Here is a 16,737-nt window from a genome sequence, read left to right as displayed (position 1 = left end):
ACCTGAATCTTTAATTCAACTTTATTTTGAAAGATGACGTTTTTAAAACCATTAACCGACCTGGTTCAGAAATTCTGTTTAAGGAGAAGGCTAGTAAGTTTTTCGCCTATTCTTTCCCTATTTTCTCAGAAACAGATGTAGAAACGGCAATCTTTAGTTTGAAATCTAAACATAGCAAGGCAGGACATTTTTGTTATGCTTGGCAAATGGGAGAAAACTATGAACACTTTCGAGTCAACGATGATGGTGAGCCTTCCAATTCTGCAGGAATGCCAATACTGGGACAGTTGCAAAATTTCGAAATGACCAATACTTTAGTAGTTGTGGTGAGATATTTTGGAGGGACTAAGTTGGGTGTAGGGGGGCTGATTTCTGCCTATAAAACTTCAGCAAAGATGGCTTTGGAAGCCAGTAAAATCATCACTAAAACCATCAATATCGAGTTTGATGTCATTTGTGAATACGATAAGATGAATCTGGTGATGAGACTGGTTAAAGAATACGACTTGGATATTAAATCTCAAGACTTAAAGCTCAATTGTAAATTTAAAATAAGTGTTAGGAAAAAAGACTTTAAAGAGATCTACAAAAAATTTGATAGCGTCTTTGGATTTCAAGTTTCTAGTGAGCATAAATCCGAGGAAGAATGACTGATCTTAAAAAACTAAAGCAAGACTTTTTTAAAGCTCTTCAGCCCATTTATGAAGCGGGAGAGATTTCTAATTTCTTTAAGTGGTTGGCAGAAGACCTTCTGGATTTAAAAACTCATGATTTGCTTTTAGAATCTGAAGCGAATCTAGATTCTAAAAGACTAGTAGAGTTTAAGAAGGCTCAATCTCGACTTGAAGCACAAGAACCTATACACTATATCTTAGGTTACACTGAATTTTTCGGGCTTCGTTTTAAAGTCAATACCAGTGTATTGATTCCAAGGCCAGAAACTGAAGAATTAGTAGAATGGATTTTAGAAGATCAGAAATTTTCAAAGTCTCAGTTATCTATATTAGATCTAGGGACTGGGAGCGGTTGTATTCCTATCGCTTTAGCTAAGCACCTTCCTCAGGCTAAATTTAAGGCTCTAGATATTTCATCAGAAGCCTTAAAGCTAGCAGAATTAAATTCAGAAGATAACAACACCAAAATTGAGTATACTCAAGCCGATTTATTGACCTTGAAGCATCTTCCAGAAGAAATTGATATTGTGGTTTCCAATCCTCCTTATGTAAAATTCAATGAGCAAGCTCAAATGCAGGATAATGTTCTTAAAAACGAACCGCATTTAGCCTTATTTGTGAAGGATAGCGATCCTTTAATTTTTTATAGAAGAATTGCAGAACTGACTTCCAAAATGACTAAAAGACCTTTGGTTTATGTGGAAATCAATCAATACTTAGCACAAGAAACACGCCAACTATTTCAAAGTTTTGGTTTTCAAAGCCTTGAGTTGAGGAAAGATTTTCGTGGAAATTACAGAATGCTAAAAGCCTATTAAACTATCCTTATAAACAGATATTCTGACTAGGAATTTGAAGAATTTAATTTAATTTTAAGGGCTGAACAAAGAACTTGTTTTCAACCTTAAATTTATTCGTTTTATGAGCATTCAAGATCAAATTGAAAATTTACGTCAAGAACTTCACGAGCACAATTACAAGTACTATGTCTTGGATGCTCCGGAGATTTCCGACTATGATTTTGATATGAAGTTGAATGCGCTCCAAGAGCTAGAAAAGACCCATCCAGAATATAACGATCCCAATTCGCCAACAATGCGAGTAGGTGGGGAGGTCACCAAAAACTTTAAGACGGTAATCCACGATTTCCCGATGTATTCTTTGTCGAATTCCTATTCCAAAGAAGATTTGGAAGATTGGCAAACACGTGTCCAAAAAATAATTGAAGAGCCTGTTGAATTCACTTGTGAACTTAAATACGACGGAGCTTCTATTAGTTTAACTTACGAAGATGGCGATTTTTTGAGAGCAGTAACTCGTGGGGATGGAACACAAGGGGATGAGGTTACCCATAATGTAAAAACCATACGGTCTGTTCCGTTAAAATTGAAAGGGGATAATTACCCTCGCCGATTTGATATTCGTGGAGAAATCGTGTTACCCTATGAAGGCTTTGCTAAATTGAATGCAGAGCGAGTAGAGTTGGGAGAAGAACCTTATGCTAATCCTAGGAATACCACTTCAGGGAGTTTAAAATTGCAAGACAGTGCAGAAGTGGCTAAGCGTCCTTTATTGTGTTTACTTTATAATCTCACCGGAGAAAATCTAGGCGTGAGTACCCAAATGGAAAGTTTAAACAAGTCTAGAGAATGGGGATTTAATGTTCCTAAAGAAGCAAAGCTTACCAAATCGATTGATGAGGTGTTTGCTTATATCAACTATTGGGATGAGCACCGCCACGATTTACCTTACGAAACCGATGGTGTCGTTATTAAAGTCAATAGTTTACAACATCAAGAGGAACTTGGGTACACGGCAAAATCTCCTCGATGGGCCATGGCTTATAAGTTCAAAGCAGAGCAAGTGTCAACCACTTTAAATCAGATCACCTATCAGGTCGGTAGAACAGGAGCTATTACTCCTGTCGCCAATCTCGATCCTGTTCAATTGGCAGGAACTACGGTAAAAAGAGCTTCACTTCACAATGCAGACCAGATTGAAAAACTAGACATTAGAGAAGGAGATGTGGTTTTTGTAGAAAAAGGAGGAGAGATTATTCCGAAAATCATCGGTGTAGATTTTAAAGAACGCGACTCGGAGTCTTCTCAGCCTACCGTCTACTTAAAAGAATGTCCAGAATGTGGAACGCCTTTAGAAAGGAAGGAAGGAGAAGTCTTACACTTTTGCCCAAATACCGAGGGGTGTCCTCCACAAATTATAGGGAGGATACAGCATTTTATTTCTCGAAAAGCTATGGATATAGAAGGGCTTGGAGGGGAAACGGTGGCGCTATTGGTAAGGGAAGATTTAATTGAGGATTACGCCGATTTATATACCTTAAGAAAAGAAGATGTTCTCCCTTTGGAACGTATGGCAGAAAAGTCTGCTGAAAATTTAATCAAGGGTGTTGAAGCCTCAAAAGATATTCCTTTTGAGCGGGTCCTTTACGGTCTTGGGATTCGATACGTAGGAGAAACTGTAGCTAAAAAGCTTGTGAAAGCTTTTAAAAGTCTAGATGTACTGGCTTCTGCAAATCTAGAAAACCTAGTAGCTGTAGACGAAATAGGGGAACGCATAGCACAAAGTGTCGTTGACTTTTTCAACGATGATGCTAATAAAATTCGCATTGACCGTTTGAGAAACTACGGTCTTAATCTCGAAATTTCTGAAGAAGAACTGGAGGGGCAAAGTAATAAGTTAATAGATCTTACTTTAGTGATTTCAGGAGTCTTTCTAAAAGTTTCACGTAGAGAACTTCAAGATCTTATCGAAAAGCATGGGGGTAAAAATACCAGCTCTATTTCTAAAAAAACAGATTATCTGGTTGCTGGAGAAAACATGGGGCCTAGCAAACGAACCAAAGCTGAAAATCTAGGGGTAAAGATTATCACTGAAGATGAGTTTTTAACGATGGTCGGCGATTAATCTATGACTGATTCTAGACTTCCATTACCAAGCTCTTTTGTTCTTTTAGCTCTATATCGTTAAAGTAAAAATCAATTCGGCCAACGTTTATGCCTGCCCAACCCACTTGGTTCACCAATACTGCTTTACCCTCTGCATTTTTAACCACAGTAGGCTTATCCAAAAAAGTATGAGTATGCCTTCCTATGATAAGGTCAATATTTTTGGTTTGTGCAGCGAGCTTTAAATCATCAATCTTATTAGATTTATAGCTATATCCCAAATGCGATAAACAAATTACGATATCACAGTTGAGATCTTGTTTTAAAATTTTGATCTGCTCTTGAGCTATCTCAACGGGATCTAGGTATTTTGTTTCTTTATACAAGTCTTGAGAAACCAATCCATCAAGTTCAATACCGAGAGCAAAAACACCAATAGTTAAGCCATTGACTTCGTAAATCTGATGCGATTTGACGAGTCCATTTAGGATTGTGTTCTCCAAATTGTAATTGGCATTCAGCATATCGAAATTTGCATGTTCAAGTTGAGCAGCTATATTATCAATCCCATTATCGAACTCATGATTGCCAATTGTGGAGGCATGGTATCCCATTTTACTCATGAGTTTAAATTCTAATTCACCTCCATGAAAATTGAAATACGGTGTTCCTTGAAAGGAATCTCCAGCATCCAAAATTAAGGTGTTTGGATTTTCGGCCTTTACCTTCTGAATATAGCTATACCGTCTTGACACACCACCAAGACTGGGATACTTACTGTCATTCTTGGGAAAGGGATCGATGTGACTGTGCACATCATTAGTATGCAAAATAGTAAGGTGTTTGGTGAAAGGTTTAGATTGGAAAGCACTCAATAAGCCGAGGCCACCCACTGCTGTGAATGTAGTTGCTGCTCCTGTTGTTTTTATAAATTTTAATCGGTTCATGATACTAGTTTTGAAGTTTGGTAAAGCGATTATCCTGTTTTGGAGCTATGGTGTCTTTCTTTTTAAAATAATCTATAAACAAGTTTCTTAACTTATACTCTAAGGAGTGTAGGCTTTTTGATTTTTTAAAGAATTCCATACGGTCTCCGCCTTTTATGAGGTAGTCGGAAGTGGCAACGTAGTAACTTTTATTCTGAATGTGTTCCCCATTCACTTTCACCTCTTTAAGAAGACCTTCAGCATTTAGAGTAATTTGAAGACCAGCGATGGGGTGAGCGACTTTATTTTTAACTAAATAATTCACCAATGCTTTAAGTTCTTCTGAAGCTAATTCAGCGATGACTACTTCATTTTCAAAAGGCATGATATTAAAAGCGGTTCTTGTGGTCACCTCTCCAGCATTGATGCCAGATCGAATTCCGCCGTAATTCAAAATGACGGCATCTATATGATGTCCTGTTCGTTTTTTAAAAATGGGATTGGCCATTTCAAGAACAGCATCAGACATCATATTCCCTAAAGGAGTGTTTAACTTTGCATCCGATTTGAACATCGCTTTTGGAGTGTAGGACAAAACGGCACTCGTTTCTTCTTGGATACGTTTTCTGTAGGGTGAGATAAAGTCTTCAAGCTCTTAATTTTTTTCTATCGAATCCGAAATTCTGACCTGTTCTCCATCTGTCTTAATAAGAATAGTAGGAGATTTTGAGCAGGACCAAAAAGAAATACTCACAAAAAAAAGAATTAGAAACTTATGCATAAAGATAGATTTGGGTGTAAATATAATGAGTTTATTAAATTTGAATGTATAGTAAAAGCTAATTATAGCCTTGGGTTTGCTAGTGAATTATTTAGTATTTCATAAACAACCTTGAGTGTTAAAATTTAGTATTTTTAGGCTTATAAAAACCAGTCTATGGAAATCCCCTTATTAAAAGAAATTGTCATTGTCTTAGGTATTTCCATTGTCATCATTTTGGCATTTCAAAAGATAAAGGTGCCTTCTATTCTTGGGTTCTTGATGGCGGGAATAATCGTAGGGCCTAGTGCATTCAATTTATTGAGCTCGAGTCATGAAGTAGAATTACTTTCAGAAATCGGGATAATTTTCCTGCTTTTTATTATTGGAATTGAGCTGTCGTTTAGCGGACTCATGAAAATCCGAAAAACCGTTTTTATAGGAGGAGGGCTTCAAGTTGGCGGAACTATATTGATAACTGCTTTAGTCTCCATGGCGCTAGGTGTCGAAATTAATACTGCTGTTTTTATAGGATTTTTAATTTCTCTTAGTAGTACAGCTATTGTTCTTAAGATGCTTCAGGAAAAAGGGGAGATAGAATCTCCTCATGGTAGAGTGGCTTTAGGGATTCTTATTTTTCAAGATATAATTGTTGTTCCAATGATGTTGCTAACGCCCATTTTGGCGGGGAAATCAGATAATATTGGGGAAACCTTACTTATTCTCTTAGTAAAACTAATAGGCGTTGGTGCTGTGGTTTTTGTACTTCAAAGATATATAGTTCCGTTTGTTTTCAAATTAGTCGTTAAATCCAAGAATAGAGAGTTATTTATATTAACCACCATCGTCTTTTGTTTTTCTGTGGCTTGGTTAACGTCCTCTGTGGGACTTTCTTTAGCGCTTGGTGCCTTTTTCGCAGGTTTGATTATCTCTGAATCAGAATATAGCCATCAAGCTACAGCTAACGTCTTACCGTTTCGGGAAATCTTTATCAGTTTCTTTTTTATCTCTGTGGGCTCATTACTAGATCTGTCTTTTTTTATAAATAATGTCGTTTATATTTTACTTTTTGTACTTGCGGTTCTCCTAATTAAAATGCTAGTGGTCGCTGTTGTGACGTTCATTTTAAAAACTCAACCGCGAACTACTTTTATGTCTGCATTAAGTATTTTCCAAGTTGGAGAATTCTCTCTTTTACTCTCTACGGTGGGCCTTCAAAACGATTTATTGCCCAATGAATTATATCAATATTTCCTATCTGTTTCAATTATTACAATGGCATTAACGCCATTCATTCTTCAAAAATCTCATGGATTTTCAGATTTTTTACTCAAAGCTGCCATTCCTAAAGGCGTCAGAAAACGGCTTAATAATAGAAAGCTAGAGCAAAGCAGTAGTGAAGTAGATCAGGTGCAGAAGTGGTCAGACCATGTGGTTATTGTTGGATACGGACTCAATGGCCAAAATATCTCTAGAGTGACCTCTCATATAGATATCCCTTATGTGATTGTGGAAATGGATTACGATGCTATAGCTGAGGCTAAACGAAAAAACCAACCTATTGTTTTTGGAGATGCAGCAGATCCAGAAATTCTTAAGCATATCAATATTCAAAAAGCAAGAGTAGTGGTGATCGCAATCTCAGATCCTAGTGCTACCAAAAAAATCATCTCTTCCGTAAGATTATTTTCTCAAACTGTTTATATCATTGTAAGAACACGGTTTGTAAAAGAAATAGACGAAAATATGAAAGTGGGAGCAGATGAAGTTATTCCAGAAGAATTTGAAACTTCTATCGAAATTTTTACACGGGTGCTTAAACAATATATGATTACCCAAAGTGATATTGAGAATATTGTCACCAGTATAAGATCATATGACTATCAGATGCTTACCAGTATAAAACCAACGTCTAAGAATGCGATGTTTCAACAATTAGATATTCCAAATAAGGAGGTGGCAACGCTTCATGTGCAACACGGTGATAATGATATTGCTGGGAAATCTATAGTAGACTCTGGTATGGGTAAAAAATATAATGTAACTGTTTTGGCTATTAAACGTGGGCGAAAATATATTTCAGAGATCCAGCCTACTACTAAAATCGAAATTGATGATCTGGTCTATATTTTTGGGACTTCACAAGACATCAATACTTTAAACAAAGTGATAAAATTTTAAAATTAAACCGTAACATTTTTAAACTAAACCGTCCAATTTATAAATAAAACAATGAAAAAAATATTTTTAGTCATAGGAATTATGGCCATGATCACCAGTTGTAAATCGATTTCCAAATCAGAAAACGATCTGGTAGTTGTCGATATTTTTCTAAATGAGATTGAAAACGATAGAGTAAAAGTCTCAATAAATCCTGGTCCAATTCAGGCCGATTCTCTTAAATTTTATTTGCCTAAAACAGTGCCAGGAACTTATGCTGTAAATGATTACGGACAGTTTTCTAAAGGTTTAATTGCTATTGATTATGATGGAAATGAAATATCTATCACTCATAGCGATGATAATACGTGGACCATTTCCAATTCTCAAAATTTCGATAAGCTAACGTATTATGTCGAAGATACCTTCGATATTGAGGGAGAGGGCGGTGTGTTTTCTCCAGCAGGAACCAATTTTGAGGCTGGTGACAATTTTATGCTCAATTTGCATGCAATGGTCGGCTATTTTGAGAATGCAAAGGAAATCCCTTATAAAATCAATATCCATAGACCTTCAGACCTAATAGCTTCTGCCTCTTTGCCAGTGATTAATCAAACTGATCAAGGCACCTATATCATTGATGAATTTTCTACCAGTCGATATTTTGGGGTGATAGATCATCCTATTTTATATTCCGTTCCGGATACTACAAGCTTCGATATTGAAGGGATGAAAGTACTTTTAAGCATACATTCTCCAAACAACGTTCATACCACTAAAGATTTGAAACCAGCTTTAGAAAAAATGGTTCAAGCTCAAAAATCCTTCTTAGGTGAAATTGATAATACAAATGTATATGCTATTTTATTGTATCTGTCGGATATGGAAAACCCAGATGCTCGTGGATTTGGTGCTTTAGAACATCATACCTCTACTAGTGTCGTTTTGCCAGAAACCATGACTTTACCTCAGCTTGAAGAATCTATGACAGACGTAGTCTCGCATGAGTTCTTTCATATCATTACTCCATTGAATATTCATTCTAATGAAGTTCACTATTTTGATTATAACGCTCCTAAGATGTCCAAGCACCTTTGGATGTATGAGGGAGTTACTGAATATTTTGCAAACCTGTTTCAAATTAACCAAGGTCTTATTTCTGAAGAGGATTTTTATAAGCGGATGAACGCTAAGATTGAAACCTCAAGAGCTTTTGATGATACCATGTCGTTTACGACGATGAGTGAGAATATTCTTGATGATAAGTATAAAGACAGTTACTATAACGTATATCAAAAAGGAGCCCTTATAGGGATGGCTTTGGATATTCGCCTTAGGGAACTAAGCGGAGGGACCATGGGGATTTTAGACTTAATGAAAAAGTTGATTTCTAAGTATGGAAAAGACACACCGTTTGAGGATGATGCCTTGATTCCTGAAATCGTAAGTTTAACTTACCCTGAAATACAAGAATTTTTTGAGGCCTATGTGGAGGGAAACACTCCAATTCCTTACGATGATTTTTTTGCTAAAGTAGGAGTTGAGAAAACGGAGAGTGTTGGTAAAACAGGCTATTTTTTAGATGGAAGGACTCCATTTATAGACGTCAACCAAGATAAAGGCACAGTCTTTTTTAGAGAAAGTTACCCTATGAATTCGTTTTTCAAAGAGCTAGGTGTAAAAGGTGGAGATGAGATCAAATCTATTAATGGAACTGATTATACTCTAGAAAATATAAGAAATTTAATTTCGACTTCCATGGCTTGGGGAGAGGGAGAAGACTTTAAAATGACTGTGGAAAGGAATGGTGAAGAGCTTATTTTTGAGGGTAAAACCACTCAGCCTTTCACAAACAAAACCAGTTTACAGTCTAAAGAAATTGAAGAAACTGATCCTAAATTTCAATTGAGACAAGCTTGGCTAAAAGGCTAGATTTCAAGTCTATTTTTTAACCCATAAAAGTTTGGTCTTAAGGCTCAACTTTTACGGGTTATTTTTATTTGAAAATAGTACATTTGAACTTAAATTATTAAGGTGTTAAATTCTATAAAAACCTATTTTTTAAATAAAAGCCTATCTTCCAAAAGATCAGTTCAGGCAGAAAAATCAGTTGGTGATAAGGTTGGAATTTTATACAATGATGATATAGCGGATAGATATCAGCTGCAGCAACTTGTTGAGAAGAACTTCAAGATCAATTCTGAGGATATCAGTTTTCTAGGTTTTAGTCGTCATAGGTATGACAAGGTAGAAAAACCAGAGTACATCTTTACAACAAAGGATTTTACCCTGTTTGGAAAACCTAAATCTAAAGCCATTGATGAGTTTTTAAAAACAAATTATAAATTGCTTTTTAATTATTTTGGTAAAGAGGAGCTGTGCTTGGAGGTTTTAGCTCATCTCAGCGAGGCTAAGCTGAAAGTAGGATTACAAGAGGCGGACGAAAGAGTAAATGATCTTTTATTGAATATAGATTCTAAAAATCTTGATTTTTTTAAAGAAAGTTCTAAATATATAAAGCAAATAATTTAATATTAATGAAGCAGTTTTTAGGAACAGGGGTGGCTTTAGTAACGCCTTTTACAAGAAAAAATGAAATTGACGAAAATGCTTTAATAAAATTGGTTCAATTCCAAATTAAGAATGGCGTAGATTATATAGTCGTTTTAGGAACTACAGCAGAAAGTACGACTCTTTCTAAAGTAGAAAAAGAGACTGTAAAAAATATTATTAAATCTGAAAACAATGGTCAACTCCCTCTTGTTCTTGGGTTGGGTGGAAACAGTACCTTCCAGGTGGTCGAAGATTTAGCTCAAGAAAACCTAGAAGGCTTTGATGCTATTTTATCGGTGTCTCCTTTTTATAATAAGCCGAGCCAAGAAGGAATCTACCAACATTTCTCTGAAGTCTCTAAAGCGTCGAAGCTTCCAATTATAGTGTATAATGTACCAGGGAGAACAGGATCCAATATGCTGCCTTCAACTATAACACGTCTAGCAAACGACTTCGGTAATATTATAGGTATTAAAGAAGCAGCTGGTGATATAGTCCAAGCTTTGGAAATAATAAGGGACACACCAGATGAATTTTTGGTGATTTCTGGAGATGATATGCTTGCATTACCCATGGTTTTAGCTGGAGGTGCAGGAGTGATTTCTGTGATGGCACAAGGCTATCCAGCCGAATTTTCTAAAATGCTAAACTTGGGTATAGAGGGAAATGTGAAAGAGGCCTTTACTATCCAGTTTCGATTGATGGATGGTATTGATCTTATTTTTAAAGAAGGAAATCCCGCTGGTATAAAAGCGGTTTTTGAACTTAAAAATTTATGTGAATCGGGTGTTAGATTGCCTTTGGTAGAGGCAAGTTCAATATTAAAATCAGCATTAAAGGTTTTCAATAGTCAGATGAAATAAGCTGAGTCATAATACGTTTTTATTATCGAAGATTTATCCTTAATTTTGCACGATATTTAAATTTATGAAATCAATAGTTTTACTTTTACTAGGTGTAATTTCTTTCTCCTCTTGCAGTGAGTATCAGAAAGTGTTGAAAAAAGATGAGATTGCGGTAAAATATGAAATGGCAAAGTCTATGTATGATAAAGGTTTAGAAAAGGGAAAGGGTAAATATTATACCAAAGCTATTCGTCTTTTCGATCAAATCTTACCTCAATATAAAGGCAAGCCTTCAGGTGAAACGGTAAGTTATATGAATGCTAATTCACATTATTTATTAGGAGATTATTTTTTATCTGGTTATTTGTTTGAACGCTTTTCAAAGTCTTACCCCAACAGTGAAAAGGCGGAAGAAGCGCATTATAAAAGCGCAGTAAGCTATTACGAAGTCTCGCCCATCTACAGTAAAGACCAAGAGGATACACAGACTGCTATGACCAAGCTTCAGTTTTATATCAATACCTATCCCGATGGAGAATTTTTTGAAGAATCTAATTCTAAGATCCAAGAATTAAGCTTAAAAATTGAAAAGAAATATTATGAGATTTCCAAGCAATACCACCATACTGAGCGGTATAAGTCTGCGATAGAATCTTTCGATAACTATATACTGAAATTCCCAGGAACCAAATTTAGAGAGCAAGCTTTTTTCTACAAATTTGAATCTGCATATATTTTAGCCATCAATAGTATTGCTATATTGATTCCGGAACGACTCGCTGAAGCTCAAACTTACTACGAAGATTATTCAAAATATTACACTGGCACAGAAATATCTGAACAAGCAATGATCTACGCCAAAGACATAGAAGAACGAACAAATACACAAACTGAATTATGAATTCAAATATCAAAAACACCAACGCTCCAATAAGCACAACTACAATCAATAAGAATAAAGTTGATGCGCCTACTGGAAACATTTACGAATCTATATCAATAGTTTCTAAACGTTCTAACCAAATTAATGTGGAGATGAAGAAAGAGCTTTTGGAAAAATTAGATGAATTTGCTACGTATAACGAGAACTTAGATGAGGTTTTTGAAAATAAAGAGCAAATCGAAGTTTCCAAATACTACGAAAGACTTCCTAAGCCACATTCTATTGCTATGGAAGAATGGTTAGATGACAAAATCTACTATAGACATACCCAAGAGAATACCGAAGACTAAATAGTTTTTCATCAATGAGCATTTTAAGCGGTAAGCATATCCTATTAGGAATTACAGGGGGCATTGCCGCTTATAAATCTGCTTTTCTTGTGCGTCTATTAAAAAAAGCAGGAGCTCAGGTAAAAGTTGTCATGACTCCAGAGTCCGAGCAATTTATAACCCCTCTTACTTTATCTACACTATCCGAAAACCCAGTGGTTTCAAGCTTTACCGACGAGGAAAAAAATTGGAATAACCATGTGGATTTAGGATTATGGGCAGATATAATGCTTATCGCCCCAGTCACGGCAAATACCTTATCCAAAATGGTTTCGGGTTCTGCCAATAATCTACTTATCACTACTTATCTTTCTGCTAAATGTCCAGTTTACTTCGCTCCAGCCATGGATCTGGATATGTACAAGCATGCATCATCCAAGGCGAGTATAGAAAAGCTTATAGATTTTGGGAATAAATTTATAAAACCTGGATCTGGAGAATTGGCCAGTGGTCTTGTTGGGGAAGGTAGAATGGCTGAGCCAGAAGATATCATAAGCTTTATTGAAAAAGATATTCTTTCTCAACTTCCTCTAGTTGGAAAAGAAATTACAATTACCGCGGGGCCTACTTATGAAGCCATAGACCCAGTTAGGTTCATCGGTAATCACTCAAGTGGTAAAATGGGTTTTGAACTTGCTAAGCGAGCTTTAGATCTTGGCGCTACAGTGAACTTGATTACTGGACCAACCCACCTCCATTTAAAGCATTCCAATTTAACTAGAATTGATGTCGTAAGTGCTCAGGAGATGTACGTTGCTACGCTATCCAAATTCGAGTCGTCTTCTATAGTTATTGCTTCAGCGGCAGTTTCAGATTACAGGCCCAGGCATCAGTTGGAACAAAAAATGAAAAAGTCTAAAGAGGCTTTACATATTGAATTAGAACCTACAACAGATATATTAAGGCATTTGGGGAGCATCAAAAAAAACCAAATTCTTGTAGGGTTTGCCCTAGAGACAAATGATGAGGAGCAAAATGCGAAGTCTAAATTGAAAAGAAAAAATCTAGACTTTATCGTTCTCAATTCCTTAAATGATAAAGGGGCAGGGTTTAAAACAGACACTAATAAAATTAAAATTATAACAAATTCAGAAACTATACGTTTTAAAACAAAACCTAAATCTGAAGTCGCCAAAGACATTTTTGATCATATTTTAAAACTAATACTCCGATGAATCTAAAGCTTAATTTCCTTTTACTCCTTTTTCCAATTGCGATCTCAGCCCAAGTTTTGGAGGCGGAAGTTGTCTTAGATGCTCAACAAACCGGTAGAAATCAGCTTACGATTTTTAGAACTTTAGAAAAGGATTTAAACGAATTTATAAATAATACAAGTTGGACGGATAACACTTACGATACTCATGAACGAATAAAATGTAGCTTCAACATCATTATTCAAGCTTACGATTCCGATAATTTCCAAGCTACACTTCAGGTTCAATCTTCGAGACCAGTATTTGGATCGTCCATGAATTCTATTCTTTTAAATATAAGTGATGGAGATTTTAATTTTACTTATAAAGAGTTTGAACCCTTAAATTACAATCCCAATGTGTTTACAAATAACTTAGTATCTACCATAAGTTTCTATGTGTATACTATTTTGGGATACGATGCAGACACCTTTGTTGAACAGGGAGGTGACGAGTCCTACGAAGAAGCTAGAAAGATTGTAAACGCTGCTAGTCAACGTGGAGGTAATGGGTGGAAAGAGTCTGGAGCTTCTCAAAGTAGATTCGGTATCAATAGGGATTTGCTATCCAGAAATTTTTCTAATTATAGAAAGGCACTTTACGTTTACCATAGGGAAGGCTTGGATCTGATGCAAAGCGATCTTGAAAAGGGGAAGGAAAATATCGTTACGGCTATCGACCTTATTTCAGAAAACTCAAAAACAAGACCTAACGCTCCCTTATTCAGAATTTTCTTCGATGCAAAATCAGATGAAATTATGCAAATCTTAAGTGGAGGCCCAGAAATGGATATTAGCTCGACCTTAAGTACTTTAAATCAAGTAGCGCCTGTTCATAACAGAAAATGGAGTAGGATAGGAAAATAATCTTTATTGAGATCCCACAATATTTAGTAGATTAGCAACTGCTTATAACTACTAAATCCTTCAGGTGTGCTTCGAGTTCTTGGAATAAAAAATTTCGCTCTTATTGAAGACATTAGTCTTGAATTTACGAATCAATTCTCCATCATCACCGGAGAAACTGGTGCAGGAAAATCTATAATACTTGGTGCGCTTTCCCTACTTTTAGGCAAAAGAGCAGACCTGAACTCTATAAAAGATTCAGAAAAAAAATGTATCATTGAAGGTCACTTTTCTATAGGTTCATTCAATTTGTCTTCACTCTTTGATGCTTTGGACCTAGACTATGAAGAGCACACTATAATAAGGAGAGAGATTTTGCCATCAGGAAAGTCTAGAGCCTTTGTCAATGACACTCCCGTAAAACTCTCGAATCTTAGTGAATTGGGCGTTCACCTTATCGATATCCACAGTCAACACGAAACCCTTTCTATTGGAAATATAGATTACCAGTATTCAGTATTGGACACAGTTGCTCAAAACTCCAAATTAAAGCAAAATTATAAAGACAACTATAAATTTTTAAATGAGTATAAGAGCCATTTTGAGGAGTTAAAATCTAATCAAGTTAAAGCTGACGAAACTTACGACTACAATGTGTTTCTACTTTCAGAATTGAAAGAGGCGAAGCTTAAAGTAGGTTTACAAGAGGAGTTGGAGTCCGAACAAAGAAAATTGAGTCATATAGAGGAGCTTCAAGAAAAACTTGGGAAATCCTTTGAGCACTTAGACGAAGAATCTATGGGAGTAATTTCTCAATTACGAGACGTTAACTCGCAGATGAGAAAAGCTGCTCAACTTGATACCAATTTGGAGGAGTTGTATCGGAGAGTAGAAAGCATTTTGATTGAGGTGGAAGATATTTCAAGTGAAACTCAATCTCAACAGGAGTCTTTAGAGGCAGATCCCAAAGTTTTGGAACAGATCAATACGCAATTACAACACATCTATAACCTTCAGAAAAAGCACCATACTTCAAACATAAAAGGCTTGATAGAGACTCAAAATGAACTTGAAGAACAAGTTTCTGTAAAAGAAAATGCAGAACAGGCTCTAAGGGAGGTACAGGTCAAAATTGATGATCAAATTGAAAAGCTAAAAGCCATCGCTAAAACCTTATTCAAGAGTAGACAAGACACCACTAAGGTGATAAGCTCTAGTGTAGAAAGCATGCTTGGTGAATTGGGAATTCCAGATGCTAAGTTTGAAGTTAGGGGAGTTTATACCAATGTTTTTACTCCAAAAGGTGCCGATGAATTTGAATGGGTGTTTTCCGCCAATAAAGGAAGTGCACTTCAGGATTTAAAGAAGGTAGCCTCTGGTGGTGAGTTGTCTCGAATTACTTTAGCCATTAAAAGTCTTCTTGCTGAATTTGAGAATCTACCAACCATTGTTTTTGATGAAATTGATACAGGGGTTTCTGGTGATATTGCTACAAAGATGGGAAGTATCATGAAAAAAATGTCAAGCTCTCTTCAGGTGATTTCCATAACGCATCTCCCACAAATTGCTGGGATGGGAGAGCAACACTTCAAAGTTTATAAAACGACAGAAAATGATAAAACAAAGTCGAATATAAAAATACTCAAAGGGCAGGAACGGGTTGTGGAACTTGCAGAGATGCTAGGAGGAGATAAAACCTCTGTATCTGCTTTGGCTCATGCTCAATCTTTGTTAAAATGATTAACTTTACAATCGAAATAAAATTTACTACCTATGTCATATAATTTATTGAAAGGAAAACGAGGACTTATTTTTGGAGCTTTGGATGAAAACTCAATTGCTTGGAAAACTGCAGAAAGAGCTCATGAAGAAGGGGCTACATTTGTGTTAACAAATGCTCCTGTTGCCTTAAGAATGGGAACTATAAAAACCCTTGCTGAAAAAACAAATTCTGAGGTTATTCCTGCTGATGCCACTAGTGTTGAAGATCTTCAGGATTTAATCGAAAAATCACAGGAAATACTAGGAGGGAAGTTAGATTTTGTTCTTCATTCTATTGGTATGTCTATCAATGTGAGAAAGGGAAAACACTATACAGACCAGAATTACAATTGGACCCAAAAAGGCTTAGATGTATCGGCGTTGTCTTTTCATAAACTGATGCAAACCCTTTATAAAAAGGATGCTATGAATGAGTGGGGAAGTATTGTTGCTTTAACCTATATGGCAGCTCAGCGTGTTTTTCCAGATTATAATGATATGGCAGATAACAAGGCTTACCTAGAATCTGTCGCTCGAAGTTTTGGTTACTTTTTTGGAAAAGATAAAAAGGTAAGAGTGAATACGATTTCACAGTCACCTACACCTACCTCTGCAGGCCAAGGTGTAAAAGGATTTACTGGATTTATGAACTATGCTGAAAAAATGTCTCCGCTTGGCAATGCAACAGCTTTGGAATGTGCAGATTACACGCTGACTTTATTTTCTGATTTCACTAAAAAAGTAACCCTCCAAAATCTGTATCATGACGGAGGCTTTTCCAATATGGGTGTAAGCCAAGAGATTATGGAAGCTATGGAAGACTAGCTAATTTTCAAAAAAAT

General features: G+C 36.0%; 15 protein-coding genes. 13 read left to right on the top strand and 2 right to left on the bottom strand.

What is annotated here, in order from left to right:
* Positions 1 to 26: 26 nt before the first annotated feature.
* The 3 genes from CXF67_RS11040 to ligA all read left to right on the top strand — a co-directional run bounded on the left by CXF67_RS11040 (position 27) and on the right by ligA (position 3,599).
* Entirely contained in the window at positions 27 to 650 is a 624-nt protein-coding gene (locus CXF67_RS11040) for an IMPACT family protein (protein WP_102088801.1), read from the top strand.
* Positions 647 to 1,492, top strand: coding sequence for a peptide chain release factor N(5)-glutamine methyltransferase (prmC, locus tag CXF67_RS11035; RefSeq protein ID WP_102088800.1), 846 nt, complete (start codon positions 647 to 649; stop codon positions 1,490 to 1,492). Before CXF67_RS11040 ends, prmC begins: the two co-directional genes overlap by 4 nt.
* Before the next feature lie 103 nt (positions 1,493 to 1,595).
* Positions 1,596 to 3,599 carry an NAD-dependent DNA ligase LigA gene (gene ligA / locus CXF67_RS11030; protein WP_102088799.1) on the top strand — a complete coding sequence of 668 codons (2,004 nt, stop codon included), beginning with the start codon at positions 1,596 to 1,598 and terminating at the stop codon, positions 3,597 to 3,599.
* A gap of 13 nt (positions 3,600 to 3,612) precedes the next feature.
* On the opposite strand, the gene CXF67_RS11025 is transcribed toward ligA, so the two are convergent.
* Both CXF67_RS11025 and CXF67_RS11020 read right to left on the bottom strand, forming a co-directional pair.
* On the bottom strand, positions 3,613 to 4,527 hold the full coding sequence (locus CXF67_RS11025) for a bifunctional metallophosphatase/5'-nucleotidase (RefSeq protein ID WP_102088798.1): 915 nt from the start codon (positions 4,525 to 4,527) through the stop codon (positions 3,613 to 3,615).
* A 4-nt stretch (positions 4,528 to 4,531) separates the two neighbouring features.
* Complete coding sequence (locus tag CXF67_RS11020) at positions 4,532 to 5,101, bottom strand: 5'-nucleotidase C-terminal domain-containing protein (protein WP_257984670.1); 570 nt, start codon at positions 5,099 to 5,101, stop codon at positions 4,532 to 4,534.
* A gap of 342 nt (positions 5,102 to 5,443) precedes the next feature.
* On the opposite strand from CXF67_RS11020, the gene CXF67_RS11015 reads away from it, so the two are divergent.
* From CXF67_RS11015 to CXF67_RS10970, 10 genes are all read left to right on the top strand, one after another.
* Positions 5,444 to 7,447 carry a monovalent cation:proton antiporter family protein gene (locus CXF67_RS11015; RefSeq protein ID WP_102088797.1) on the top strand — a complete coding sequence of 668 codons (2,004 nt, stop codon included), beginning with the start codon at positions 5,444 to 5,446 and terminating at the stop codon, positions 7,445 to 7,447.
* Positions 7,448 to 7,498: 51 nt separating this feature from the next.
* The gene (locus tag CXF67_RS11010; protein ID WP_102088796.1) at positions 7,499 to 9,358 is read left to right on the top strand and encodes a M61 family metallopeptidase; all 1,860 of its coding nucleotides are present in this window, start codon (positions 7,499 to 7,501) and stop codon (positions 9,356 to 9,358) included.
* Between the two features lie 102 nt (positions 9,359 to 9,460).
* Entirely contained in the window at positions 9,461 to 9,958 is a 498-nt protein-coding gene (locus CXF67_RS11005) for a DUF6913 domain-containing protein (protein ID WP_102088795.1), read from the top strand.
* Between the two features lie 5 nt (positions 9,959 to 9,963).
* On the top strand, positions 9,964 to 10,842 hold the full coding sequence (dapA, locus tag CXF67_RS11000; RefSeq protein ID WP_102088794.1) for a 4-hydroxy-tetrahydrodipicolinate synthase: 879 nt from the start codon (positions 9,964 to 9,966) through the stop codon (positions 10,840 to 10,842).
* Positions 10,843 to 10,906: 64 nt separating this feature from the next.
* The gene (locus CXF67_RS10995; protein ID WP_102088793.1) at positions 10,907 to 11,725 is read left to right on the top strand and encodes an outer membrane protein assembly factor BamD; all 819 of its coding nucleotides are present in this window, start codon (positions 10,907 to 10,909) and stop codon (positions 11,723 to 11,725) included.
* Positions 11,722 to 12,057 carry a DNA-directed RNA polymerase subunit omega gene (locus tag CXF67_RS10990; RefSeq protein ID WP_015023206.1) on the top strand — a complete coding sequence of 112 codons (336 nt, stop codon included), beginning with the start codon at positions 11,722 to 11,724 and terminating at the stop codon, positions 12,055 to 12,057. The genes CXF67_RS10995 and CXF67_RS10990 overlap by 4 nt, the downstream gene beginning before the upstream one ends.
* A gap of 14 nt (positions 12,058 to 12,071) precedes the next feature.
* Positions 12,072 to 13,271, top strand: coding sequence for a bifunctional phosphopantothenoylcysteine decarboxylase/phosphopantothenate--cysteine ligase CoaBC (gene coaBC, locus CXF67_RS10985; RefSeq protein ID WP_102088792.1), 1,200 nt, complete (start codon positions 12,072 to 12,074; stop codon positions 13,269 to 13,271).
* On the top strand, positions 13,268 to 14,155 hold the full coding sequence (locus CXF67_RS10980; RefSeq protein ID WP_102088791.1) for a type IX secretion system protein PorD: 888 nt from the start codon (positions 13,268 to 13,270) through the stop codon (positions 14,153 to 14,155). Before coaBC ends, CXF67_RS10980 begins: the two co-directional genes overlap by 4 nt.
* Before the next feature lie 66 nt (positions 14,156 to 14,221).
* Entirely contained in the window at positions 14,222 to 15,874 is a 1,653-nt protein-coding gene (gene recN, locus CXF67_RS10975) for a DNA repair protein RecN (RefSeq protein ID WP_102088790.1), read from the top strand.
* Positions 15,875 to 15,907: 33 nt separating this feature from the next.
* Positions 15,908 to 16,720, top strand: a complete 813-nt coding sequence (locus CXF67_RS10970) for an enoyl-ACP reductase FabI (protein ID WP_102088789.1) — start codon at positions 15,908 to 15,910, stop codon at positions 16,718 to 16,720.
* Positions 16,721 to 16,737 lie beyond the last annotated feature (17 nt).

Origin of the sequence: Psychroflexus sp. MES1-P1E, from assembly GCF_002836055.1 — a bacterium.
In the GTDB taxonomy this organism is placed as follows: domain Bacteria; phylum Bacteroidota; class Bacteroidia; order Flavobacteriales; family Flavobacteriaceae; genus Psychroflexus.
This window is presented reverse-complemented; position numbering and strand designations above follow the sequence as displayed.